A 19,636-nucleotide genomic window follows, 5' to 3' on the forward strand; every position below is an offset into this window, starting at 1 on the left:
TGAAAACCACTGCCTAAACGGTGTCTCTTTATGAACCGAACCATTGAGTTAGTCAAAACAATATACGAAATCAAGCAGCTCGAAGACATCGACGCTCCCCAGATCGCCCTTGCCGGGCGCTCCAACGTGGGCAAGTCTTCGCTGGTCAACCGGCTGGCCGGGCGCAAGGCGCTGGCCAAGATCAGCTCCAAGCCGGGCAAGACGCGCAGCCTCAACTACTACCGGGTGGACCCCGACGGGTACTACCTCGTGGACCTGCCGGGCTACGGCTACGCCAAGTGCTCCAAGCAGGAGCGGGCCAAGTGGGGCAAGCTGATCGAAGCCTACATGAAGGACAACCCGCGCCTCAGGGCCGTGGCCGTGCTGCTCGATTCCCGCCTGCCCCCGCAGAAGATCGACATGGAGCTGACTTCCTACGTCCGAAGCCTCGGCATCCCGGTCATCCCGGTGCTGACCAAGGCGGACAAGCCCAAGCAGCGGGAGCTGGCGCAGCTCCAGACCCAGTGGCGGGACATCCTCCAGCAGGACCGCCTGCCCCTGTCCTTCTCCAGCAAGACCGGCAAGGGCGAGGAAAAGCTCTGGGCCGCGTTCACCGAAGCCGCCGGCGCGTGATCACGCCCGGCGGGGAATAAGCCCTTCCACCCAACCGAGGACCGTGGCCTGGAATCCCGGCAGGGAGACCCAGGCCAGCCTGAGGCTCGCCGCCCCCCCCATGATCGCGTTGCCCAGCCAGGCCGCGATGATGGGCGGCAGCACGCCCTTCTCTCCGGCCGTGGCCCCGACCACGTGCACCCCGTATTGGACGAAGATGAGGATCAGCGACAGCCCGATGTTGGCGTAGACGTTCTCGGACCAGGTCACCAGCGCCAGGGCCAGCAGGGCCATGACCATCATGGAGCAGGCATAGGAAAACTTGCCGTGCCACACGGTGCGCAGGATCTCCACGTTGGACCCGGACTCCTCCAACCGCTTTATCGCCTTGGATAATTCGAACAGCGGGAGCTGGGCCGTGTCGCCCTTCAACTCCACGGCGGCGTACGCCTTGAGGTTCTGGCGCACGGACAGGAACTGGGAGAGCCGGTCCACTGCTATGAACGTCCGGGTGTCCAGCTCGTGCACGTCCAGCAGTCCCCAGCCATGGTCGTCGATGAGCGCCTTCTTGGCGGTCAGGATGCGGATCAGCTCCTGGTTGTCCGTGGTGAACTCGTAGACCGTGATGTCGCTGGCCCGGCTCTTGCCCGGATGGGCCTCCTTGGCCATGACGATGAACGGCCCGTCGCGGAACCAAAGGTCCTTGATGGTCAGTTCGTCCAGCTGCTTCTTGCGGACGTCTTCCTTCCAGATGCGGTTGGCCTCGTATTCGCCGAACACGCCCAGGAACTGGGAAAAGACGAGCTGCCCCCCGCTCCAGACCAAGGCATAGATCACGAAAAAGCGGATGAACCAGGCAAAGGACACGCCCCCGGCGCGCAGGGCGAGCATCTCCCGCGAGCGCGACAGCACCCCGAGCTGGATGACCATGGCCAGGAGAAAGACGGCAGGCATGAGCTGCGATACGATGAGCGGTATCTTGACTATGAAATAGAAAAGGATGGTCTCCGCGCCCAGCCCGGCCCGGATGAAATCGTCCAGCCGGTCGAAGATGTCCGACAGCAGGTAGATGCAGGTGCCCACGGCCAGGCAGATGGCCATGAGATAGAGATTCTGCCGGATCAGGTACCGGCTGAGGACGCCGATCAGCCTCATGCCTCACCCCGCTTCCCGCGCGAGAGCCGCAGATGCCGGAGCCGGTGGATCACCGAGGGGGTCCGCTCCAGGTTGGCGTAGCGCATGCCGACCGAGGCCACGAGCACGAACAGGAGGTTCGGTGCCCACATGCCGTATTGGGGCGGAATCGTTCCGGATTCGCCCATGCTCACGCCGATGGAGAACATGGTGTAATAGACCATGAAGAGGCCCATGGCCATGAGCAGGCCGTACTGCTGCCTGAGCCCCCGGAAGATGGACGCGATGGGAATGGCGAACATGCCGAGCACGAAGCAGCCCAGCGGCAGGGTCAGCCGCTTGTAGAACTCGGTGTCCACCTTGCGGTAGAACCGGTCGTCCTGGCCCGGCATGAGGTCGTGGTCCCCCCGGATGGCGTTCAGCCGGAAAAACGGCATGTCCTTGGCCTTTTCCTCGGAAAAATTGAAGCCGACCAGCAGCTTGCCCAGGTCGAGCTTGATGGAATAGCGGCCGAACTTGAGGACGTTCAACTCGTCCCCGCTCTCGCGGAAGATCTTCCCGTTCTTGAACACGATGTGGATCAGGGCCTGCTCCGGGGTGGACTCGATTTCCGCCTCCGGGGCCACCACGACCACCGAGGTGTTCTTGATGGAGTCGTCGCGCACGAAGGCGAACTTCAACTGGCCCTTCTCGTTGTCCACCTGGTGGGCATAGAAGGTGATGTGCGGGAACTCCTTGTTGAACACGCCCGGCTGGAGCGCGAACTTGGAGTGGGTCTTGGCAAAGTAGTAGAGCTTGGTCTTGAACATGTCCATGCCCCACGCAAGCCCCCAGAACGATATGAAAAAGGCGAACAGCGTGCAGAGCGCGCAAAAGAGCGCCGGCGCGGGCAGCATGCGGTACAGGCTGACCCCGCTGGCCTTGAGCGCCACCAGCTCGTTGTCCGTGCTCATGCGCAGGAAGGTCAGGAACACGCTGAGCATGGTCGCGATGGGGGTGATGAGCAGCAGGAAGAACGGCGTGAGGAAAAAGAACAGTTGCAGGATGTTGAGGATGCCGATGTTCTGGGAGAGGAACAGCGAGCGCAACTGGAGCATCCGCCCCACCAGGATCAGCCCGAGAAGGCAGGAGACGGTAAGCCCGAACAGCTTGAGCAGTTCAAGGAATATCTGGCGCTGGAGAAGCTTCACGACCCGATGCTATGCCTTGTTTTCCTTAAAGAAACGCATGAGGAATTCCGCATCCTTGGGCCCCAGGTTGAACCGCACACCCGCCTCTTCGATGAGCGCGGCAAGGGGTTTGGGCTCCTTGCATTCCCGCATCTCGCAGATCCAGGCGATGGCTTTGCGCGCCAGTTCGCTTTGAGGCATTATGGTGGTCATCGGTTGCTCCTGTCTGTTATTCCTGCTTCCAACGAGGGAAATACACCAGCTTCCAAGGGGTTGCAAGACAGTGTTGGTTCGACTAAACCCTAGGGCGGCAGCGTCCCGAAACCCTATTGCATTACTGAGGATTCCATGGCCCCCTGGTATGTAGCGATCATTCTCGGCATCGTCGAAGGTCTGACCGAATTCCTGCCGGTGTCCAGCACCGGCCATCTGATCATCACCGGCTACCTGCTCGACTTCACCGGCCCCAAGGCGGAAACCTTCGAGATCGTCATCCAGCTCGGGGCGATCCTGGCCGTGGTGGCCCTCTATTGGGACCGGTTCATCGGCCTGCTCGCCACGGACCCGGAACGGAAATTTTCCGGCGTCTACGGGCTGTGGCTGCTCTTCCTGACCTCCCTGCCCGCCTCGGTGGTCGGCCTGCTGGCCCACGGCTACATCAAGGAGCACCTCTTTTCGCCCGGCACGGTGGCCGTGGCCCTGGCCGTTGGCGCGGTGCTCATCTTCGTGGTCGAGGGCATGAACAAGCGCATCGAAATGGAATCCCTGGACGAGATCACCCCGAAACTGGCGCTGGGCATCGGCCTGTTCCAATGCCTGGCCCTGTGGCCCGGATTCTCGCGCTCGGCCTCGACCATCATGGGCGGCATGCTCCTGGGCGCGGGCCGCACCGTGGCCGCCGAGTACTCCTTCATCGCCGCCGTGCCCATCATGTTCGCCGCCACAGGCTATGATTTCCTCAAGAACTACGAGCTGTTCGAACACGGCGACATGCTCTTCCTGCTGCTCGGCTTCCTGGTCTCCTTCATCGCCGCCTGGATAGCGGTCAAAGGGTTCATCATCCTCCTTGGCCGCCTCACCCTGCGTCCCTTCGCCGTATACCGCCTCGGCCTTGCTGTACTGATTCTCCTGTTTTTGTAATATGTTCCAAAAAATCGGCCCAAGCGGGAATTTCCACTTGCCAAGCCGAAAAAGACGGTCTATAGACTGTGACCGCTTCGGCGCACAAACGTGGCGAGGTAGCTCAGTTGGTCAGAGCATGCGGCTCATATCCGCAGAGTCGGAGGTTCAAGTCCTCTCCTCGCTACCACGAATGAAACTGGAAGTCCGTGAAACCAAAAGGTTTTGCGGACTTCCTTCTTTTGCATTTTATGGATCTCGGACGGTCCTCGAACTGTGCTAAGTTGGTGTACCAGACGTCCCTACTGATCTGATGCTGATTTTCTGTCACCTCTAGTTCTCTACTCTCTCCGTACTTGCTACCGGAGCGGCAAGGACCATTTTCCTGACAGAAACCGCCTGGGGATACGTCGCCGAAAGACATGCAGCCAAGACCCTCTCCGAGAATATCGCCAGCAAGCTAGAGTTCCCGGTTGATCTGGAGCATCTCAAGAAATCGAAGTATTGCGGGTGAAGCATCATCTGTACGATCTCGTTTGCGTACCAACTTGATCAAGGTCGCAATGGTCTGAGCACGACTTTCCCTTGACCTTGATATTCACCCCTTCTATATCAACCATGAAGATCTTTTGTTGATTTGGCCATATAACCATCCAAGGAGGTTTAGATGCCAAAAAAACCAAAGAACCATGGGAAGGCTTGGGATGATGGTGAAGTGAAGGAACTCCGGAAATTAGCCAAAGGAAACACCCCTACACGTGTCATTGGGCTTAAGCTCGGACGAACAGAAGATGCAGTACGAGCCAAGGCGAGCGACGAGAACATCTCCTTGAAGCCGACTAATCAGAGCCCCTACGGTTAACTCTCTGATAATCAACTGAATTGGTGTGCTTCGAGACTCAGGCTCTGTGTTCATTGCCACAGAGCCTTTTTTGCGCCGACAAGAAAGACAAAAACGATCGATTCTCCCTGCCATCGGGGAAGATGAAATGGGCAGGCTGTTCAATGTGTCTTCCGAAGACATAAGCGGACGCCACCCTATTGTGTTGGACAACCGGGTACGCCCACCCGTCCAGTAGATAGATCAGGGACAAGCAAGTCGCCCGATGACATATGTCCACACATCCCGCACTGCACCTGAGGGACCAATGTCCACGACTAAGACCAAACGATCGATTCTCCCTTCCATCGAGAAAGACGAAATAGGCCTAGACAGTTCTAGGCGTCTTCCGAAGACCCAACGGCGAACAAATCAACATAATACATTAATAAAAATAAATAAATAAGGGCGCGAAACTTGCTTTATCCCCTGAAACGACAGCATCGGAGGGCAAATTTCGCCATGGAAAACCCCAGCGCCGAACAGGCGATTCAGATCATCGACGACCTGGTCAACAAGACGCTCAACACGCAGGAGGCCTTTGACCGGGCCATCGGGAAGCTCCTTGAAGAAGCCGCCCGCATCCGGGACAACGTCGAGGATGTCGGCAAGCCTCTTTCCAGCGACCAGACCCGGCAGATATTGCAGAACGTGTCCCGCATCATCCGGGAACTCGGCATGGTCGAAAAGGGATTCGGCCCGGCCACGGCCTCGCACCCGCAAATGGCCCGCGATGTCGAGGATGGTGCCATGAAGCAATAGGCCCGTTCACGACGGACGGTGACCTGATGCCCGGCAATCAAAACGCGGTCCCCTTTCCCCCCTGGCAAAACAAAGGCCCGTACCTTTGGCACGGGCCTTCTTCCGTTTCCGAGGGGTGCTGACCCCTACGGGATCGTTACACGGTGAACTTCGTGACCCACAGGTCGTGCAGGTTGCAGAAGCTGGTAGCGTAGTATTCGCCCTTTTCCGCGATCTCGTAGGTGGAGACCGGGGTGTCGGCCGGGGCGAAGACCGTGGCGCCCACCACCTTGCCGTCCGCGGTGACCACGGTATGACGGACGATGAAGTGTTTCTCGCTGTGCGGATGCTTGGTCTGCAGCGTCACCTTGCCGCCGTCCACCGTGACCTGGGGCAGGTGCGTCTGCGCCTTGCCCTTCCACTGTCCCTGGTCATCCGCCGTATAGACGATGTTCGAGGGAAAGGGGCCGGACTCGGCGGAAGCCTTGCGCACGCCGACGAGGGAAAGCCCGGCCGCCATGGCCAGGGCCGATTTGAGGAAAACGCGTCTGTTGTTCATGAACCCTCCAGTTGGCTGATGATTTTGCCTCCATCATACTCCGGTTTCGCCTTTTGGCAACCGGGTCGGACATTTTGCCCTCTCATTTCCGCACCTTTGTCCGCCGTCTGTTGTTTTTTATACGGAAGGCGTATAACAACCATGCAGAGGTGTTGATGATTATGCTCTCCAAGACCCGCGCTCTGCCCATCCTGATCGCCCTCTGCTTCCTCGCCGCCTGCTCCGAGGAACCGGCCAACGTGTTCCAGGGATACGTGGAAGGCGAATACGTCCAGGTTTCCGCCGCCATCGGCGGGACCCTGGAGAATTTGCACGTCATCCGCGGACAGGAGGTCCGATCGGGCGACCTGCTCTTCTCCCTGGACCGGGCCTTTGAAAAGGCCGCAGTGGAGGAGGCCGAACACGGCCTGAAGCGTGCCCAGGACAACCTGGCCAACCTCGAAAAGGGTCAGCGCCCGTCGGAGATCGCTTCCATCCAAGCCCGGCTGCAAAAAGCCAAGGCCGCGGTCGCCCTGGCCAAGATCGAATACGAACGCAGGGTCAAGCTGGTGGCCGAGGCGACCATCTCCCAAGAGGAGCTGGATCGGGCCAAGAGCGACTACGACCAGAAGCGCCAGTTGGTCAGCGAGATCGAATCCGAGCTGCGCACGGCCCGGCTCGGTGCGCGCAGCGACCTCATCCTGGTGGCGGAATCGGAAATCCGCCAGGCCCAGGCGCAACTCGACCAGGCCAAATGGAGCTATGCGCAGAAGGAACGCTCGGCACCGGCGGACGCCTTTGTCTTCGACACCCTCTTCCGCGTGGGCGAATGGGTTGCGGCGGGCCAGCCGGTCGTCTCCCTGCTGCCGCCGGAGAACGTGGAGGTCCGTTTCTACGTGCCGCAGACCGTGGTGGGCAAGCTCCAGGCGGGCCAACGCGTGATCGTCACCTACGACGGCGGGTCCGGGCCGGTGGAGGCCGTCATCTCCTACGTCTCCCCCTCGGCGGAATACACCCCGCCGGTCATCTATTCCAGCCAGAGCCGGGCCAAGCTCGTGTTCATGCTCAAGGCCAACCCCGCGCCTGAAGAGGCGGCCCGGCTTCACCCCGGCCAGCCCGTGGACGTGACCGTCCCCGACCTGCAACCCTAGCGACCGCGGTCCGGCATGGCTTCCGACATCATCATCGACGTCAAGGGACTGACCAAGTCCTTCGGCCCGAAGACCGTGGTCGACGGGCTGGACATGCAGATCCGGCGCGGGGAGATCTACGGCTTCCTCGGCCCCAACGGCTCGGGCAAGACCACCTCCATCCGCATGCTCTGCGGGCTGCTCAAGCCCAATGCGGGGTCCGGCACCTGCCTCGGCTTCGACGTCATCACCGAATCGGCGAAGATCAAGCCACACGTCGGGTACATGACCCAGAAATTCAGTCTCTACGAAGACTTGACCGTGCATGAGAACATCGAATTCACCGCGCGCATCTTCGGCCTGGACAATCCGCGCCAAAAGACCCGCGAATGCATCGAGCGCATGGGGCTCGGCCCATTCGAAAAACAGCTCGCCGGGAGCTTGTCCGGCGGCTGGAAGCAGCGGCTTTCCCTGGGCGTGTCCACCCTGCACTCGCCCCAGCTCCTGCTCCTGGACGAACCCACGGCGGGCGTGGACCCCGGCGCGCGGCGGGACTTCTGGGACCAGGTCCATTCCCTGGCCGCCCAGGGCATCACCGCGCTGATCAGCACCCACTACATGGACGAGGCCGAGCGCTGCCACCGGCTGGCGTACATCGCCTACGGCAACCTCCTGGCCCAGGGGACCGTGGAGGAGATGATCGAAGACGCCGCCCTGACCACCCGGGCCGTGAGCATCAAAGGCGACGGCGACGGGCTGCACGCCCTGGCCGAGGCGCTCAAGCCCCTGCCCGGCGTGGATCAGGTGGTGGCCTTCGGCAACACCCTGCACGTCAGCGGCCGCGACGCCGGAGCGCTCGATGCAGCCCTCAAGCCCTACGACAAGCCCCCCTACGTCTGGCATTCCATTGAGACCAGCCTGGAAGAGGTCTTCATCGACCTCATGCAGCAGAGCAAGGGAGGACTGAAATGAGCCTGTTCTCCTTTAGGCGGTTCGGGGCCATCGTGGGCAAGGAATTCATCCAGATGCGGCGGGACAGGCTGACTTTCGCCATGCTCATCGGCATTCCCCTGCTCCAGCTCATCCTCTTCGGCTACGCCATCAACTCCGACCCGCGCCACCTGCCCACGGCGGTCCTGAGCGGCGACAATTCGCCCTATTCACGGTCCATCGTGGCCGCCATGCAGGCCAGCACCTTCTTCGACATCACCGACTACCCCAAATCCAGAGCCGAGGCCGACAGGCTGATCAGCAAAGGGGCCGTGCAGTTCATCCTGACCATTCCGGAGGAATTCGGCACGGACCTGGTCCGGGGCGAACGCCCGGTTCTGCTCCTCGAAGCCGACGCCACGGACCCCATGGCCACCGGCAACGCCGCCGGGACCTTCCCCGAGGTGATACGCCGGGCGCTGGCCAAGGACCTCAAGGGCCCGAACGTCGGGCTGAACCAGTCGGAAATGCCCGTAACCATCCGAATCCACAACAAGTACAACCCGGAAGCCCAGACCCAGTACAACATCGTGCCCGGCCTGATGGGGGTCATCCTGACCATGACCCTGGTCATGATCACCGCCCTGGCCATCACCCGGGAGTCAGAGCGCGGGACCATGGAGCATCTGCTGTCCACCCCGGTGCGTCCGCTGGAAGTGATGCTGGGCAAGATCATCCCCTACATATTGGTCGGTTACATCCAGATCGGGCTGATCATTTCCTCCGCCTGGCTGCTTTTCGGCGTCCCCATGCACGGCAGCGTCCCCCTGGTATTCGCCCTCTCCCTGCTGTTCATCGGCGCGAACCTGTCCGTGGGCGTGACCATCTCAACGGCGGTCCGCAACCAGCTCCAGGCCGTGCAGATGTCCATTTTCTTCTTCATGCCCTCCCTGCTTCTGTCCGGGTTCATGTTCCCGTTCCGGGGCATGCCCCAATGGGCGCAGTGGGTCGGCTCCATCCTGCCCCTGACCCACTACCTGCGCCTCATCCGGGGCATCCTGCTCAAGGGCAACGGCATCCAGGAATCCATGGGCCACGTCTGGCCCATCCTCCTGTTCTGGCTGATCATCGTGGCCATAGGACTGAAGCGCTACCGCCGCACCCTGGACTGATTGCCGGGAGGACCCAGCAGTTCGCCAAACCGCCCGTACCCATTGGCCGATCTGGCGCGCGCCCGTCACATCCCCCTGCGAACAACCGAGTCCACGCCTCCGCGATTCTCCCCGGCGTATCCGATCTTACGCCCCGATGCTCCGGCTTTCGCCCCGTCCGCTACCCTGCCCGGCATCCCCAACCGTCGGTTTGCCGGGGCAACCCGGCCTCCACGCCTTCGCACGCCGCAGTCTAGACGATCTTTGGCCCGGCCGGATTCTCCAACCCTTTGAGGTTCCAAAGGATCGATTTTCCCGCCGCCACACCGCCAAATCCGCCTGCTTTTTAGTCTAGATAATATTTAGATTTTCTTTAGACTTCTATCATCTATCTGATTACATTTGTTTTATTGGATCAGACACAGCACTTTGGGCAATTTGGGGAAATTCGGCGGTTTTGGTTGCCAAACCGCAGGGAGAACTTATATAGGTCTTGTCCAAATGGTTCTTTGACATGGGGGCGCACTGGTTTCGACGGGGATAGTTGAAGCCGAAGCCGCAGGTCGAGGTTGGTCGATGGCCTCGTTAAAATCGACCACAAAGATAATTGCCAACGACAATTACGAATACGCAATGGCTGCTTAATTGCAGAGTTGCAACTGACAACACAGCTTGTCACGATTCACCCGCCGACGCCTTATAAGCGGGCTGGATCGTCAAATCATAGGGCTAGCTTCATACGTGCGTTTCTAGCTTATGTTGCGAAACTCAAATAGGAACTAGTTCGGCGGCCGTCCGGCCCGGAGCAACCCGCCGTGCGAAACTTTAATCCGGACCTAAACCTGTAGACGCTTTCGCGGATCGTTCTCGGACGGGAGTTCGACTCTCCCCGCCTCCACCAACAACAAAGAGAAACCGCCCTCAATGGGGCGGTTTTTTTTGTTGTCAGTGAATGAGAAAACAGTCTGTCGGAAGGAAGTGGCACTCTCCGGTCCCGCTCTCCTTGCCCCTGTTTAGGCTAACCGACCGTCATAGAGCTTCCCAGCCACTGTTTCGCGCCGATCCCGACAGGCATCCCTTTCGGCTGTCGCCGGCTTGTGCCCATGGTTTCTATTCCTTGATCAGTCCCATGGACTCCTTCAATTCCTTGACGATTTCCTCGGCGGCATCCTTGAAGATATCCTTCCAGGCGCCGACGGTATAGACTCCGCCCGCCTCAACCGTATTCTTGGTCTCAATGTGCCCCACAGGCGATTCGCACGCACGGACCTGGCTTGAAACCTCCAAAACGGTCGAGCCGGCTCCGGGCATCAGCCACCGGCCGAACGCGTTGCCCGGTTCATACTTTTTGACAGTCACGTCGATGGAATAGTCCGGATTCTCTTCCTGATACAGCCCTTCCCGGTTCAATTCATCGACAAGGGCAGTTTTCATGCTCTCCGCAATATCCAACCCCTCATCGTCATCCGAGAAAACGAAACCGGAAGCGTTCCGAGCCGAACCGACCGAGTATTTGGACGAGGCGGGCAACGAAGTACCGCCGTTATCAAAGATCATGTTGTGTTGCCGGGTTCCGCAACCCGCCAATACGACAACCAGGGTCAGACAGAGCAGCGCTTTCTTCATTATCAACCTTATCTGTTTGAATTTTTGGAATTCATAATCACCTATCAAGCGACGCGGAGGTGATCAAGTCTTTTATAATCAATTACACACACTGTCCGCATCACTCCTTCCCATCGCATCCGGTGAGAAGGCGCCCGCCCTGATTTCAAACAACAAGGCCCCGCCGAATGGGCGGGGCCTTGACAGTGTTGATTCACGTCCGGGCTACCACTTGGAGCGGCCTGCCGGGAGGTAGAAAAATTCGACGCGGCGGTTGGCGCTGCTGTTTTCCTCGGAGGTGCTGGGCAGGATGGGCTTGGCGCTGCCGTAGCCAACGGCCTTCATGCGCGTGGCCGGTATGTCAGAATGGTCGAGGATATAGCGAAGGCAGCGGGCGGCGCGGGCGGCGGACAGATCCCAGTTGGAGCCGTAGAGATTGGATTCTGGCCTATCGCCGTCGGTATGTCCGCGAATTATGAGGTTGAAGTCGGTCTTGCCCATGGCTTCGATGACCATGTCCAAACCCTTCCTGGCCTCGGCGCTGAGTTCCACCGACCCCTTCTTGAACATGGCCTGGCTGCTCAGCCGAAGCATGACGCCGGACTTGTCCGTGCTGACGCGGGCCATGCTGGTCAGGTCCTTGGCCCGGATGGCCTTCTTGAGCAACGCCCCCAGCTCGACGATCTCGCGGTTCTCGCGGACGCTCTCGCGCTCCTTGAAGCTCGTGTCCGCATAGGGCGTGGACAGGGCAGCCCTGTCTTCGTACTGGACGCCGAGGGCCTCCTGGATGGAGCCCATGAGCATCTTGAAGTTGGTCACGTCCTGGTTGGTGAAGGACAGGAGCAGGACGAAAAAGCACAGGAGCAGCGTCACCATGTCGGCGAACGTCGCCATCCACGGCGGAATGCCTTCCTCCGGCTTGGGCGGGTCCGACTTGGGCCCGCCACCTTTCTGTTCCAACGCTTCCTGTTCGGCCATAACGGTTACCAGGCGTCCCTCTGGGGCATGTGCAGGTAAAACTCGACCCGCTGGTTCTTTCTCCGGTCCTCTTCCGTATCGTTGGGCACCAGAGGCCTGGTGTCCGCATACCCCACGGCCTTGGCCCGGTTGATCTCGATCTTGCCCTTGTTGATGATGTAGTCCAGGGCCACCGCCGCGCGGGAGGCGGACAACTCCCAATTGGAGGGATAACGGCTGGTGGAGATGGGCCGGTCGTCGGTATGCCCCCGGACCACGATGTTCAGCTTGTAGTCCTTCAGAACCTTGATGACCGCATCGAGAATCTCCGAGGCCTCGGGCCTGAGCTCGGCGGTCTCCGGCTTGAACAGGGCCGCGGAACTGGCGCTGAACACGACCCCGTCGCGGTCGGCGCTCACCCCCGCCCCTTCCATGAGCTTGGTGTCCACCTTTTCAAGCAGCGACTTGATGCGCATGACCACGCTCAGAAGCAGCCGCTCGTCATGGGAAATCTTGGCCGCCATCTCCTTGGTCGCCTTGGAGCTGGTGTTGTATTGGGCCATCTCGTCGGACACGGCCCTGGTCTCCTTCACGCCGAAGGCCCCCTTCAGCGACCCCAGGGCGTCACGGTACTTCTCCTCGCTCTGTTCGGCAAAGGACAGGAGCAGCACGAAAAAGCACAGAAGCAGCGTGACCATGTCGGCGAAGGTGGCCATCCACGGCGGCAGCCCCTCGTCGCCCGGCGGGTCCTCCGGCGGTTTTCTGCGTATGACTTCTTCGGCTTTTCCGGCCATGAATCCTCCGTCCTGACGTGCCTAGGCGGTTTCCCGCAGGGCGGGAGACAGGAAGGCCTGGAGCTTCTCCTTGACCACCGAGGGATGGTCGCCCCTCTGCAGGGAAGACACGCCCTCGATCATGATCTGCATGAACAGGACGTCCTCGCCCGACCGCTCCTCCAGCTTGGTGGCCATGGGGAGGAAGACGACGTTGGCCATGATCGCGCCGTAGAAGGTGGTCAGCAGGGCCACGGCCATGGCCGGGCCGATGGACGACGGGTCCGAAAGGTTGGAGAGCATGTTCACCAGGCCGATGAGCGTGCCGATCATGCCGAAGGCCGGGGCCATGGTGCCCATGCCCTTGAACACGGCCTGGCCCTGGCGGTGGCGCTGCTTCATGAATTCCAGCTCGATCTCCATGACCGAACGGACCAGCCCTTCGCTGGAGCCGTCCACGACCAGCATCACCCCTTTCTTGAGGAACGCATTGTCGATGTTGACCTTTTCCAGCGCGATCAGGCTTTCTTTCCGAGCGGTATCGGAAAGCGAGGTGATGAGCCGAATGATGTCCTGCGGGTCGTTGGACTTGAACATGAGGGTCTTCATCCCGACCTTGAAGGCATTGATGACCACCCCCATGGGGAACATGACGAAGGTCACCGCAAAGGTGCCGCCGATGACCACGACCACGGAGGGGATGTCGATGAACCCTGCGGCGTTGCCGCCCATGAAAATGGTGGTCAGCACCAGGCCAAAGGCACCCGCCAATCCTATAAGAGTTGCAATATCCATATGTTATTTCTTGCTTTTCCCGGTTGAGGCACCGATTTTCACTTCGCCGTTGTCATAGTAGAAATATACGTCTTCCAAAAAGTCGTTGACCCGCAGGTAGGCCGAGCCGATGCAAACCTCGACCCCGGGCTTGACCAGGCCCGGCACCATCACCTTGCACTCATTGAGCCGCTCGGTGGCGTAGATGCCGTCCCAGAGCTTGACCTTCATGTCCTTGAGCAGCTTCAACTCGCTGCGTGCCGATTCGAGGCGGGGCTGATACTCCGTTCGGAACTCTTCCCCCTTGTTCAGGGCCTTTTCATAGGAGGCTATATCCTCGTGAAGTCGCTTTATGCGCTCGTTATACTGCTTGTCGGCATATAAAAGCGAGGGTTTGTACCCCAAAATGAGCATGGTGTCCGTGTCCATGCCCCCGCCCAGCTGCTCGCCCACATATATGTAGTTGTAGGCGCAGAAATGTCCGCCCGTAAGCCGGCTGCCCACGGCCAGGCGGCGCCCCGCATAGGCGTTGCTGTGCATCAGCGCCCCTTTGACCAGGATGTCGCCCTTGGACAGCAGCGTGGCGTATTCGCAGAAGGCGAGCTTCATGTCCTTGCCGGACTCCAGCACAGCCTGCTTTCCGCCCTTGACCCCGCCCCGGCAGTCCAGACTGTCCCGGGCCCTGATGCGCGCTCCCTCCACCTGGCCGACGACCTTGATGTCGCCGCCCTCGATGGAGAAACTGCCCCTGATGGACCCTTCGACCACGATGTTGCCGATAAAATCCACGTTTCCGGTACGGTAATCGATGTCGCCGTGTACTGTCAGCGGGTTCCTGACCAGGATGCGCCCTTCCTTGTAGCAGGCATAGCCGTCCACGGCCGCAAAGAGCTTGTCGGGCTGGTCGCGCTTGATGCCGGTGCCCTTGCCTGCGGGAAAGGATTTGTCTTCGGAGACGAACCGCTCGTCAACACCCTCCCCCGCTTCTTCCAGGGGAATCCATTCCGCGATCAGGGTTCCTGCGGTCACGTTCGCGACAAAATGCCGCTCGTGATGATTCACGCTGCCGTCAGCCTGTTCCCGGGGTCTCAACTTGGCCGGGTCCCAATCGGGATCAAAATAATGTTTGAGGAAAAAAGGCATTAACCCCTCGACAGGTTCCTGTGGGAGAGAGTGTCCATTGCGGTATCAACACGCCCTGCGCCCTCTCCCAAAGGTAGAAAGCGCATGGCCGGAACTCTGAAATTATTATTTAATTATCGACATAGCGTCAATATTTATCATCTTTATAATGGTAAAGAGAATATCTGATCCAAGATTTTTCCCGGCCCTAAAGATAATGCAGGATCTGCCGATAGTATACCCAAGAGGCAAATTGGCTTGGGATGATTCGTGCAACACCAGGGAGGGAGACCATGAATATCCCCGAAATGAATATTGACGTGAAGCAAGGGCTGCACTCGGAGAGCGCCGCCCAGGCTAAGGCAGTGCAAAGACCGCCTGCCCATGACGACCCCGGACGCGATGACTCGCTCATGGCCCGGAAGGACGTCAAGGGCAACGAGATCGGCCCGACCAGGGAAGAACTGGAAACCATCATAGCCGAGGCGGAACAGGCCCTCGATTCCAACGACGTGAAGCTGAAGTTCAACGTCCTGGAAAACAACGACACCATCCAGGTGGAGGTCATCGACTCCAACGGCAAGACCATCCGCAAGATTCCCGAGGACGACTTGATCAAGTTGACCAAGTCCCTCAAGAATCTCGGACAGGGGTTCCTGGACGAAGTGCTGTAGGCCGTTTTCGCGATTCGCCAACGATCGCGCCCCGGCCAATGGCCAGGGAGCGTCTTTGGCGTTTGCTCGCGTTTCTACCGGGCTTGCCAAGCGGCACCCCTTTGGGCATAGTAAAAATGTCCACTGCCCGACGAAAGGAGGCCGCTTATGCCCGACATTTCCATTTCCACAGACACCGTCCAGACCATGTCCATGGACAGCCTGTTCTCGGCCCCGGATTCCATAAAGGACGCCAGCGACGTCATCGGGTCCGGCGAGAACGGCCATGCCGCGGACCAACGGGAAATGGCCGTTGCGGGTGCGGAAGTGGCCTCGCGCACGGAAGACTTCTTCGGCGCGGGCACGGATTTCTCATCCACCGGCACGGATTACGACGTGCAGCAGACCGTCCACCAGGCGGTCTTCGACACCGGCCTCGGCTCCATCACGGACAAGATCGCCTAGCGACGATTCCACGGCACGCAAAAAGGCCCCGGTCCATGGACCGGGGCCTTTTGTCTTTTCGTCGGGCAGCGCCCTACCAGGCCTTCTTGCGCTGGACGGCCAGGGCGGCCTCCTGCTCGTCGAAGGTGTTGAAGCCCGCGTGGCGCATGGCGTCCTCCACGGTGTGGTGCCAATCCCAGCTGGCGTAGATCACCGGCTTGTGGAAGGTGGCGCGGAACTGCTCCATCTCCTGGCGGTAGAACTCTTCCTTGGGGGTCTCCATGTTGTCGCGCAGCTGCTCGCTGAAGCGGTCCAGCTCGCCCTCGTACCATTCCATGAAGTCCTCGGGGGACTTGTACTTCTTGAGGATGTGACCGTAGCTGTTCTCCTCCAGCAGCGCCTGGAGCTTGACCATGTGCTGCTTCTTGAGCCAGGCACCGAGGTCGCGGGTCTTGATGCCCTCGTTCTCGATGGCGGCGATGTCGAACTTGGTCTGGTGGTAGGTGTCCGGCACGACCGAGGCGGAGACGATGCCCGCGATGGTCACCAGGCCGCGCAGGATGACGGAATTGGATACGCCCTGGCCGCAGAAACCGACCTTCTTGCCGGCCTTCTGGCCAGCGAAGATGGCGGACAGGATGGCCCAGACAACCGCCGGGTCCTCTTCGTCGTAGATGTGTTGCAGGCTGGCGTTGTCGCGGTCGGTGGCCAGCACCATCTGGGTCATGTCGTTGGAACCGATGGAGAAGCCGTCCACTTCCTTGAGGAATTCCTTGCACAGCACGGCGTTGGACGGAATCTCGGCCATGAGGATGACCTTGAGGCCGTCCTTGCCGGACTCCAGGTTGTGGACCTGCTTGAGGTAGCGCTTCATGGAGCGGGCTTCCTCAAGGGTGCGCACGAACGGGAACATGATGGACAGGTTGGTGCCGCCGTAGATGCCGCGCGCCAGCTTGAAGGCCTCCAGCTCCCAGTCGTGAATGTTGCGGGACACGCCGCGGTAGCCGATCATCGGGTTGTCCTCGTGGGCCTCGAAGAGCAGGCCGCCGAGCAGGTTCCGGTACTCGTTGGACTTGAAGTCCGTGGTCCGGTAGACGATGTTGCTGCCGTAGAAGGCCATGGCGAAGAGGGCCAGTCCCTGGGACAGGGTCTGGATGTAGTTCTCCTTGCCGGTGGTGTAGCCGCGGGATTCGAGCAGCCTGCGGATGCGCTCCGGCAGGGTCGCCACTTCATCCATCTCGGACTTGAGCCCCATCTTGTGGGCCACTTCCTCGCGCAGGCGGGTGATCCTGTCGATGTAGGCGGTGAATTCGGGATCGTCCTTCAAGCGGCTCACATACTCGGACACGATCCTGTCATGGGCCTGGCGGATCTTCCACGCCTCGGTGCGCGGGGCCGGAACCGCCTCAAGCATGTCATGGAAGCCGAGCACCACGGCCACGTGGGCCTCGGGATCGATGGAGGTCTTGAGGACGTCCAGACGCTCGGTGGCGTAGGAGATGTGTTCGTCGAGCTTGTGGTCCATCTCGCGCAGCTTGCGGTGCATGGCCAGGACCTGGTCGGAGCTTCTCGCCCCCTCCTGCTCGGCCAGGGCTTCCATCTCGCGGGTCAGGCCGGTGATCAGGCCCACGTACTCGCGCAGCTTCAGGGGCATGGTGATCAGGCCGGAGTCGAGCTGCTCCTTCATGACCTTGGTCAGCATGTGATCCATTTCGTTGAGTTTTTCGTCAACGAGGTCATTCAGAACATCCTTGTCGTAGGCCTCGAGGGCCATGGGATGGACGCCGATGTTGCCGAGCATGAATTCGGCGCGCAGCAGGCCGACCTCGAAGTCGGGCACGTTGCGCAGGCGGGACAGGAACAGGGCCTGGCCCACGTCGGCCAGGATCAGGCCGACCTTGGTATTGGTGGCGGGCAGCCCGGCCACGTCGATCTCGCCGCCGACCTCGACCAGGGGCAGTTCGCCCCGGTAGACCTTGCCGCGGGAGCCGTCGACGGTGACCTGCTGGCCGTCCATGGACCGCAGGGCCTCCAGCCGCTGGATGCCGATGATGGCCGGAATGCCCAGCTCGCGGGAGGTGATCGCCGCGTGGCTGGTGTCGCCGCCCACGTCGGCCAGGATGGCGGAGGCGATGCGCATGCCGGGAACCATGTCCGGGTCGGTGCGCTCGGCGGCCAGGATGTCGCCCTTGTTGATCTTGTTCAGCTCCAGGGCGGAACGCAGGTACTTGACCGTACCCTGTCCCGCGCCGCGGGATGCGCCGTTGCCTTCCAGGATGATCTCGGCGGAGTCGATGGCCTTCTTGTCCACTTCCAGGCGGCGCATGAAGATGGTGTGCGGATGCTGTTCGAAGTCCTCGTTCCAGCGGGTCTCCGGGCGGGCCTGGACGAACCACAGCCGGTCGGTCTTGTCGATGCAGAACTCGGTGTCCATGATCATGCCGCCGTAGGCGCGGGAGATGTTGCGCACGCCCTGGGCCACGGTCTCGGCCTGGGCGATGGACAGGGCCCAGCGGAAGACTTCGTTGTCGGCGACCTTGACCACGTGGGTGCCGCTGCCGTCTTCCTTGTAGACGATCTTTTTTTCCTTGCATCCCATGTAGCGGATGACGACCTCGCGGCCGCCCTCGCGCTGGAAGACGTAGAATTTGTCGGGGGTGACCATGCCGCCCACGACCGCCTCGCCGAGGCCGTAGCTGGCGTCGATGGAGACCAGGTCGTTGCGGTCGGTGCCGCGGCAGCCGGTTGCGGTGTCCGCGCTGAACGCGGTGCCGGAGATGACCGGGTTGATCATCCGCATGATGCACACGGACAGGGAGGTGTGCTCGATGGCCCACTCCTTCTTGGCGGTCTCGGCGATGGAATCGTCACCGGTCTCCTCAGCCTTGGTGATGGCGTCGAGGATCGCCTCGCGGCGGTAGGTCATGGAACGCAGGTTGTAGGCCGAGGCGCAATCCCAGTGGTAGGCCTGGAGGCACTCGTCGGCACCCACTATATTAAGGTAGGTATCCTGGAGACCGGCGAAGGCCTTCTTGCGGCTGTCCTCGCCCGCTGCGGAGGAACGCACGGCCACCGGAACGTCGTCCAGCCCCGCTTCCTTGCAGATGGAGGTGTACGCGCCCTTGACTTCCTTGGCGATCTCCTCGGGCACTTCGACTGACAGGATGGCGGACTGCACCAGCACGGAACGCATGCGCAGCTGGTCGATGCCCTCCGGGGAGGTGGCAAACCCTTCGACAACGTTGTTGATGAAGGTGCGCAGCCGGATCGGGGTGCCGGACTGTTTCTGGGACTGCTCGCGGATCTTCTTGCCGACCTCGCGGACGAAGTGCTGGAGGTACTCGGAGTCCTCGTTGACCGCGTCGGAGTTCCAGTCGATCTTGTTGTACTCCTTGTCCACGGTGGCCCGGACCACGGCCGCGTTGACCTTGGTGTCGTCCAGGATGGTGTGGAAGGCGTGGGAGGAAATGGCCCTGAATTCGGGGGCGCGGATGCCGGGGACCTGGCTGATGATGGCCGTGTTGTAGTTCTTGCCGCCCACAAGCAGCTCGGCGTCCTCGCCGATTTTCTTGATCTCGGCGCCGGTCAGCACCAACTTCTGCTTTAGCGACTCGACCTTGGCATCGGGCTTCTTTACTTTGGCTGCCGGTGCCTTTTCCGCTGCGTCATTCTTGGCTTTGGCCATTGTTTCCTCCTGGAAAGTCCGTGTATTTCCGGGGCGTCTCTTCAACCAAACGCGTTCCCGGACAGCGGTTACCGCTGGTGTGAATAGCAAGTGGAATACCAATCAAAACCTGGGCTTCGAGATACCGCTTACAAGCTTCCGGACCCCTTAGTCAACGAAACAATTGGTCCGACCATTATGCCTTTAATACCAATAAATCCATCCTGAAATCGTCACAATTATGAATTCAACAGAAGCTGA

Annotated in this window: 18 protein-coding genes, 1 tRNA gene and 1 other RNA gene; 10 read left to right on the plus strand and 10 right to left on the minus strand. The window is 60.4% G+C overall.

Annotated elements, in window-relative coordinates:
- Positions 1-30 precede the first annotated feature (30 nt).
- Positions 31-612: a ribosome biogenesis GTP-binding protein YihA/YsxC gene (gene yihA / locus AWY79_RS12150; RefSeq protein ID WP_066804257.1), complete on the plus strand. Its 582-nt coding sequence runs from the start codon at positions 31-33 to the stop codon at positions 610-612.
- On the opposite strand, the gene AWY79_RS12155 is transcribed toward yihA, so the two are convergent.
- Genes AWY79_RS12155 through AWY79_RS12165 form a run of 3 tightly spaced genes read right to left on the minus strand, consistent with a single transcriptional unit; the run spans position 613 to position 3,107 of the window.
- A complete protein-coding gene (locus tag AWY79_RS12155; RefSeq protein WP_078063766.1) occupies positions 613-1,746 on the minus strand; it encodes an LptF/LptG family permease in 1,134 nt (377 codons plus the stop codon).
- A complete protein-coding gene (gene lptF / locus AWY79_RS12160; RefSeq protein WP_066804259.1) occupies positions 1,743-2,915 on the minus strand; it encodes an LPS export ABC transporter permease LptF in 1,173 nt (390 codons plus the stop codon). Before lptF ends, AWY79_RS12155 begins: the two co-directional genes overlap by 4 nt.
- Positions 2,916-2,924: 9 nt before the next feature.
- The gene (locus tag AWY79_RS12165) at positions 2,925-3,107 is read right to left on the minus strand and encodes a hypothetical protein (protein ID WP_066804260.1); all 183 of its coding nucleotides are present in this window, start codon (positions 3,105-3,107) and stop codon (positions 2,925-2,927) included.
- Positions 3,108-3,242: 135 nt separating this feature from the next.
- On the opposite strand from AWY79_RS12165, the gene AWY79_RS12170 reads away from it, so the two are divergent.
- From AWY79_RS12170 to AWY79_RS12180, 3 genes are all read left to right on the plus strand, one after another.
- A complete protein-coding gene (locus AWY79_RS12170; RefSeq protein ID WP_066804263.1) occupies positions 3,243-4,034 on the plus strand; it encodes an undecaprenyl-diphosphate phosphatase in 792 nt (263 codons plus the stop codon).
- Positions 4,035-4,126: 92 nt separating this feature from the next.
- Positions 4,127-4,203, plus strand: a tRNA-Met gene (locus AWY79_RS12175).
- 1,152 nt (positions 4,204-5,355) lie between these two features.
- The gene (locus AWY79_RS12180; protein WP_066804264.1) at positions 5,356-5,655 is read left to right on the plus strand and encodes a hypothetical protein; all 300 of its coding nucleotides are present in this window, start codon (positions 5,356-5,358) and stop codon (positions 5,653-5,655) included.
- Positions 5,656-5,791: 136 nt separating this feature from the next.
- Here the strand turns inward: AWY79_RS12180 and AWY79_RS12185 are convergent, their stop codons facing one another.
- On the minus strand, positions 5,792-6,193 hold the full coding sequence (locus AWY79_RS12185; RefSeq protein ID WP_066804265.1) for a desulfoferrodoxin family protein: 402 nt from the start codon (positions 6,191-6,193) through the stop codon (positions 5,792-5,794).
- 155 nt (positions 6,194-6,348) lie between these two features.
- Here AWY79_RS12185 and AWY79_RS12190 point away from each other — a divergent pair, with 155 nt between their 5' ends.
- The 4 genes from AWY79_RS12190 (at position 6,349) to ssrA (ending at position 10,284) form a co-directional block, all read left to right on the plus strand.
- A complete protein-coding gene (locus AWY79_RS12190; protein ID WP_233490916.1) occupies positions 6,349-7,323 on the plus strand; it encodes an HlyD family secretion protein in 975 nt (324 codons plus the stop codon).
- A gap of 15 nt (positions 7,324-7,338) precedes the next feature.
- Positions 7,339-8,274 carry an ABC transporter ATP-binding protein gene (locus AWY79_RS12195; protein ID WP_066804270.1) on the plus strand — a complete coding sequence of 312 codons (936 nt, stop codon included), beginning with the start codon at positions 7,339-7,341 and terminating at the stop codon, positions 8,272-8,274.
- Positions 8,271-9,404 (plus strand): ABC transporter permease, encoded by a 1,134-nt coding sequence (locus tag AWY79_RS12200; protein WP_066804273.1) that lies wholly within the window; start codon positions 8,271-8,273, stop codon positions 9,402-9,404. Before AWY79_RS12195 ends, AWY79_RS12200 begins: the two co-directional genes overlap by 4 nt.
- A 495-nt stretch (positions 9,405-9,899) precedes the next feature.
- Positions 9,900-10,284, plus strand: a transfer-messenger RNA (tmRNA) gene (gene ssrA, locus AWY79_RS12205).
- 209 nt (positions 10,285-10,493) lie between these two features.
- On the opposite strand, the gene AWY79_RS12210 is transcribed toward ssrA, so the two are convergent.
- From AWY79_RS12210 to AWY79_RS12230, 5 genes are all read right to left on the minus strand, one after another.
- Entirely contained in the window at positions 10,494-11,009 is a 516-nt protein-coding gene (locus AWY79_RS12210; protein WP_133987291.1) for a DUF4410 domain-containing protein, read from the minus strand.
- Positions 11,010-11,213: 204 nt separating this feature from the next.
- Positions 11,214-11,966 (minus strand): flagellar motor protein MotB, encoded by a 753-nt coding sequence (locus AWY79_RS12215; RefSeq protein WP_066804279.1) that lies wholly within the window; start codon positions 11,964-11,966, stop codon positions 11,214-11,216.
- 5 nt (positions 11,967-11,971) lie between these two features.
- Positions 11,972-12,739, minus strand: coding sequence for an OmpA/MotB family protein (locus AWY79_RS12220; RefSeq protein ID WP_066804282.1), 768 nt, complete (start codon positions 12,737-12,739; stop codon positions 11,972-11,974).
- Positions 12,740-12,760: 21 nt separating this feature from the next.
- On the minus strand, positions 12,761-13,513 hold the full coding sequence (locus AWY79_RS12225; protein WP_066804285.1) for a motility protein A: 753 nt from the start codon (positions 13,511-13,513) through the stop codon (positions 12,761-12,763).
- A 3-nt stretch (positions 13,514-13,516) separates the two neighbouring features.
- Positions 13,517-14,635 carry a FapA family protein gene (locus AWY79_RS12230; protein WP_066804288.1) on the minus strand — a complete coding sequence of 373 codons (1,119 nt, stop codon included), beginning with the start codon at positions 14,633-14,635 and terminating at the stop codon, positions 13,517-13,519.
- Between the two features lie 272 nt (positions 14,636-14,907).
- Here AWY79_RS12230 and AWY79_RS12235 point away from each other — a divergent pair, with 272 nt between their 5' ends.
- The gene (locus tag AWY79_RS12235) at positions 14,908-15,288 is read left to right on the plus strand and encodes a flagellar protein FlaG (RefSeq protein WP_066804290.1); all 381 of its coding nucleotides are present in this window, start codon (positions 14,908-14,910) and stop codon (positions 15,286-15,288) included.
- 147 nt (positions 15,289-15,435) lie between these two features.
- A complete protein-coding gene (locus tag AWY79_RS12240; RefSeq protein WP_066804292.1) occupies positions 15,436-15,732 on the plus strand; it encodes a hypothetical protein in 297 nt (98 codons plus the stop codon).
- Positions 15,733-15,805: 73 nt separating this feature from the next.
- Here AWY79_RS12240 and AWY79_RS12245 read toward each other — a convergent pair whose 3' ends face one another.
- Entirely contained in the window at positions 15,806-19,396 is a 3,591-nt protein-coding gene (locus AWY79_RS12245; RefSeq protein WP_066804294.1) for a PEP/pyruvate-binding domain-containing protein, read from the minus strand.
- Positions 19,397-19,636 lie beyond the last annotated feature (240 nt).

Source organism: Pseudodesulfovibrio indicus, assembly GCF_001563225.1.
Classification (GTDB): Bacteria; Desulfobacterota; Desulfovibrionia; order Desulfovibrionales; family Desulfovibrionaceae; genus Pseudodesulfovibrio; species Pseudodesulfovibrio indicus.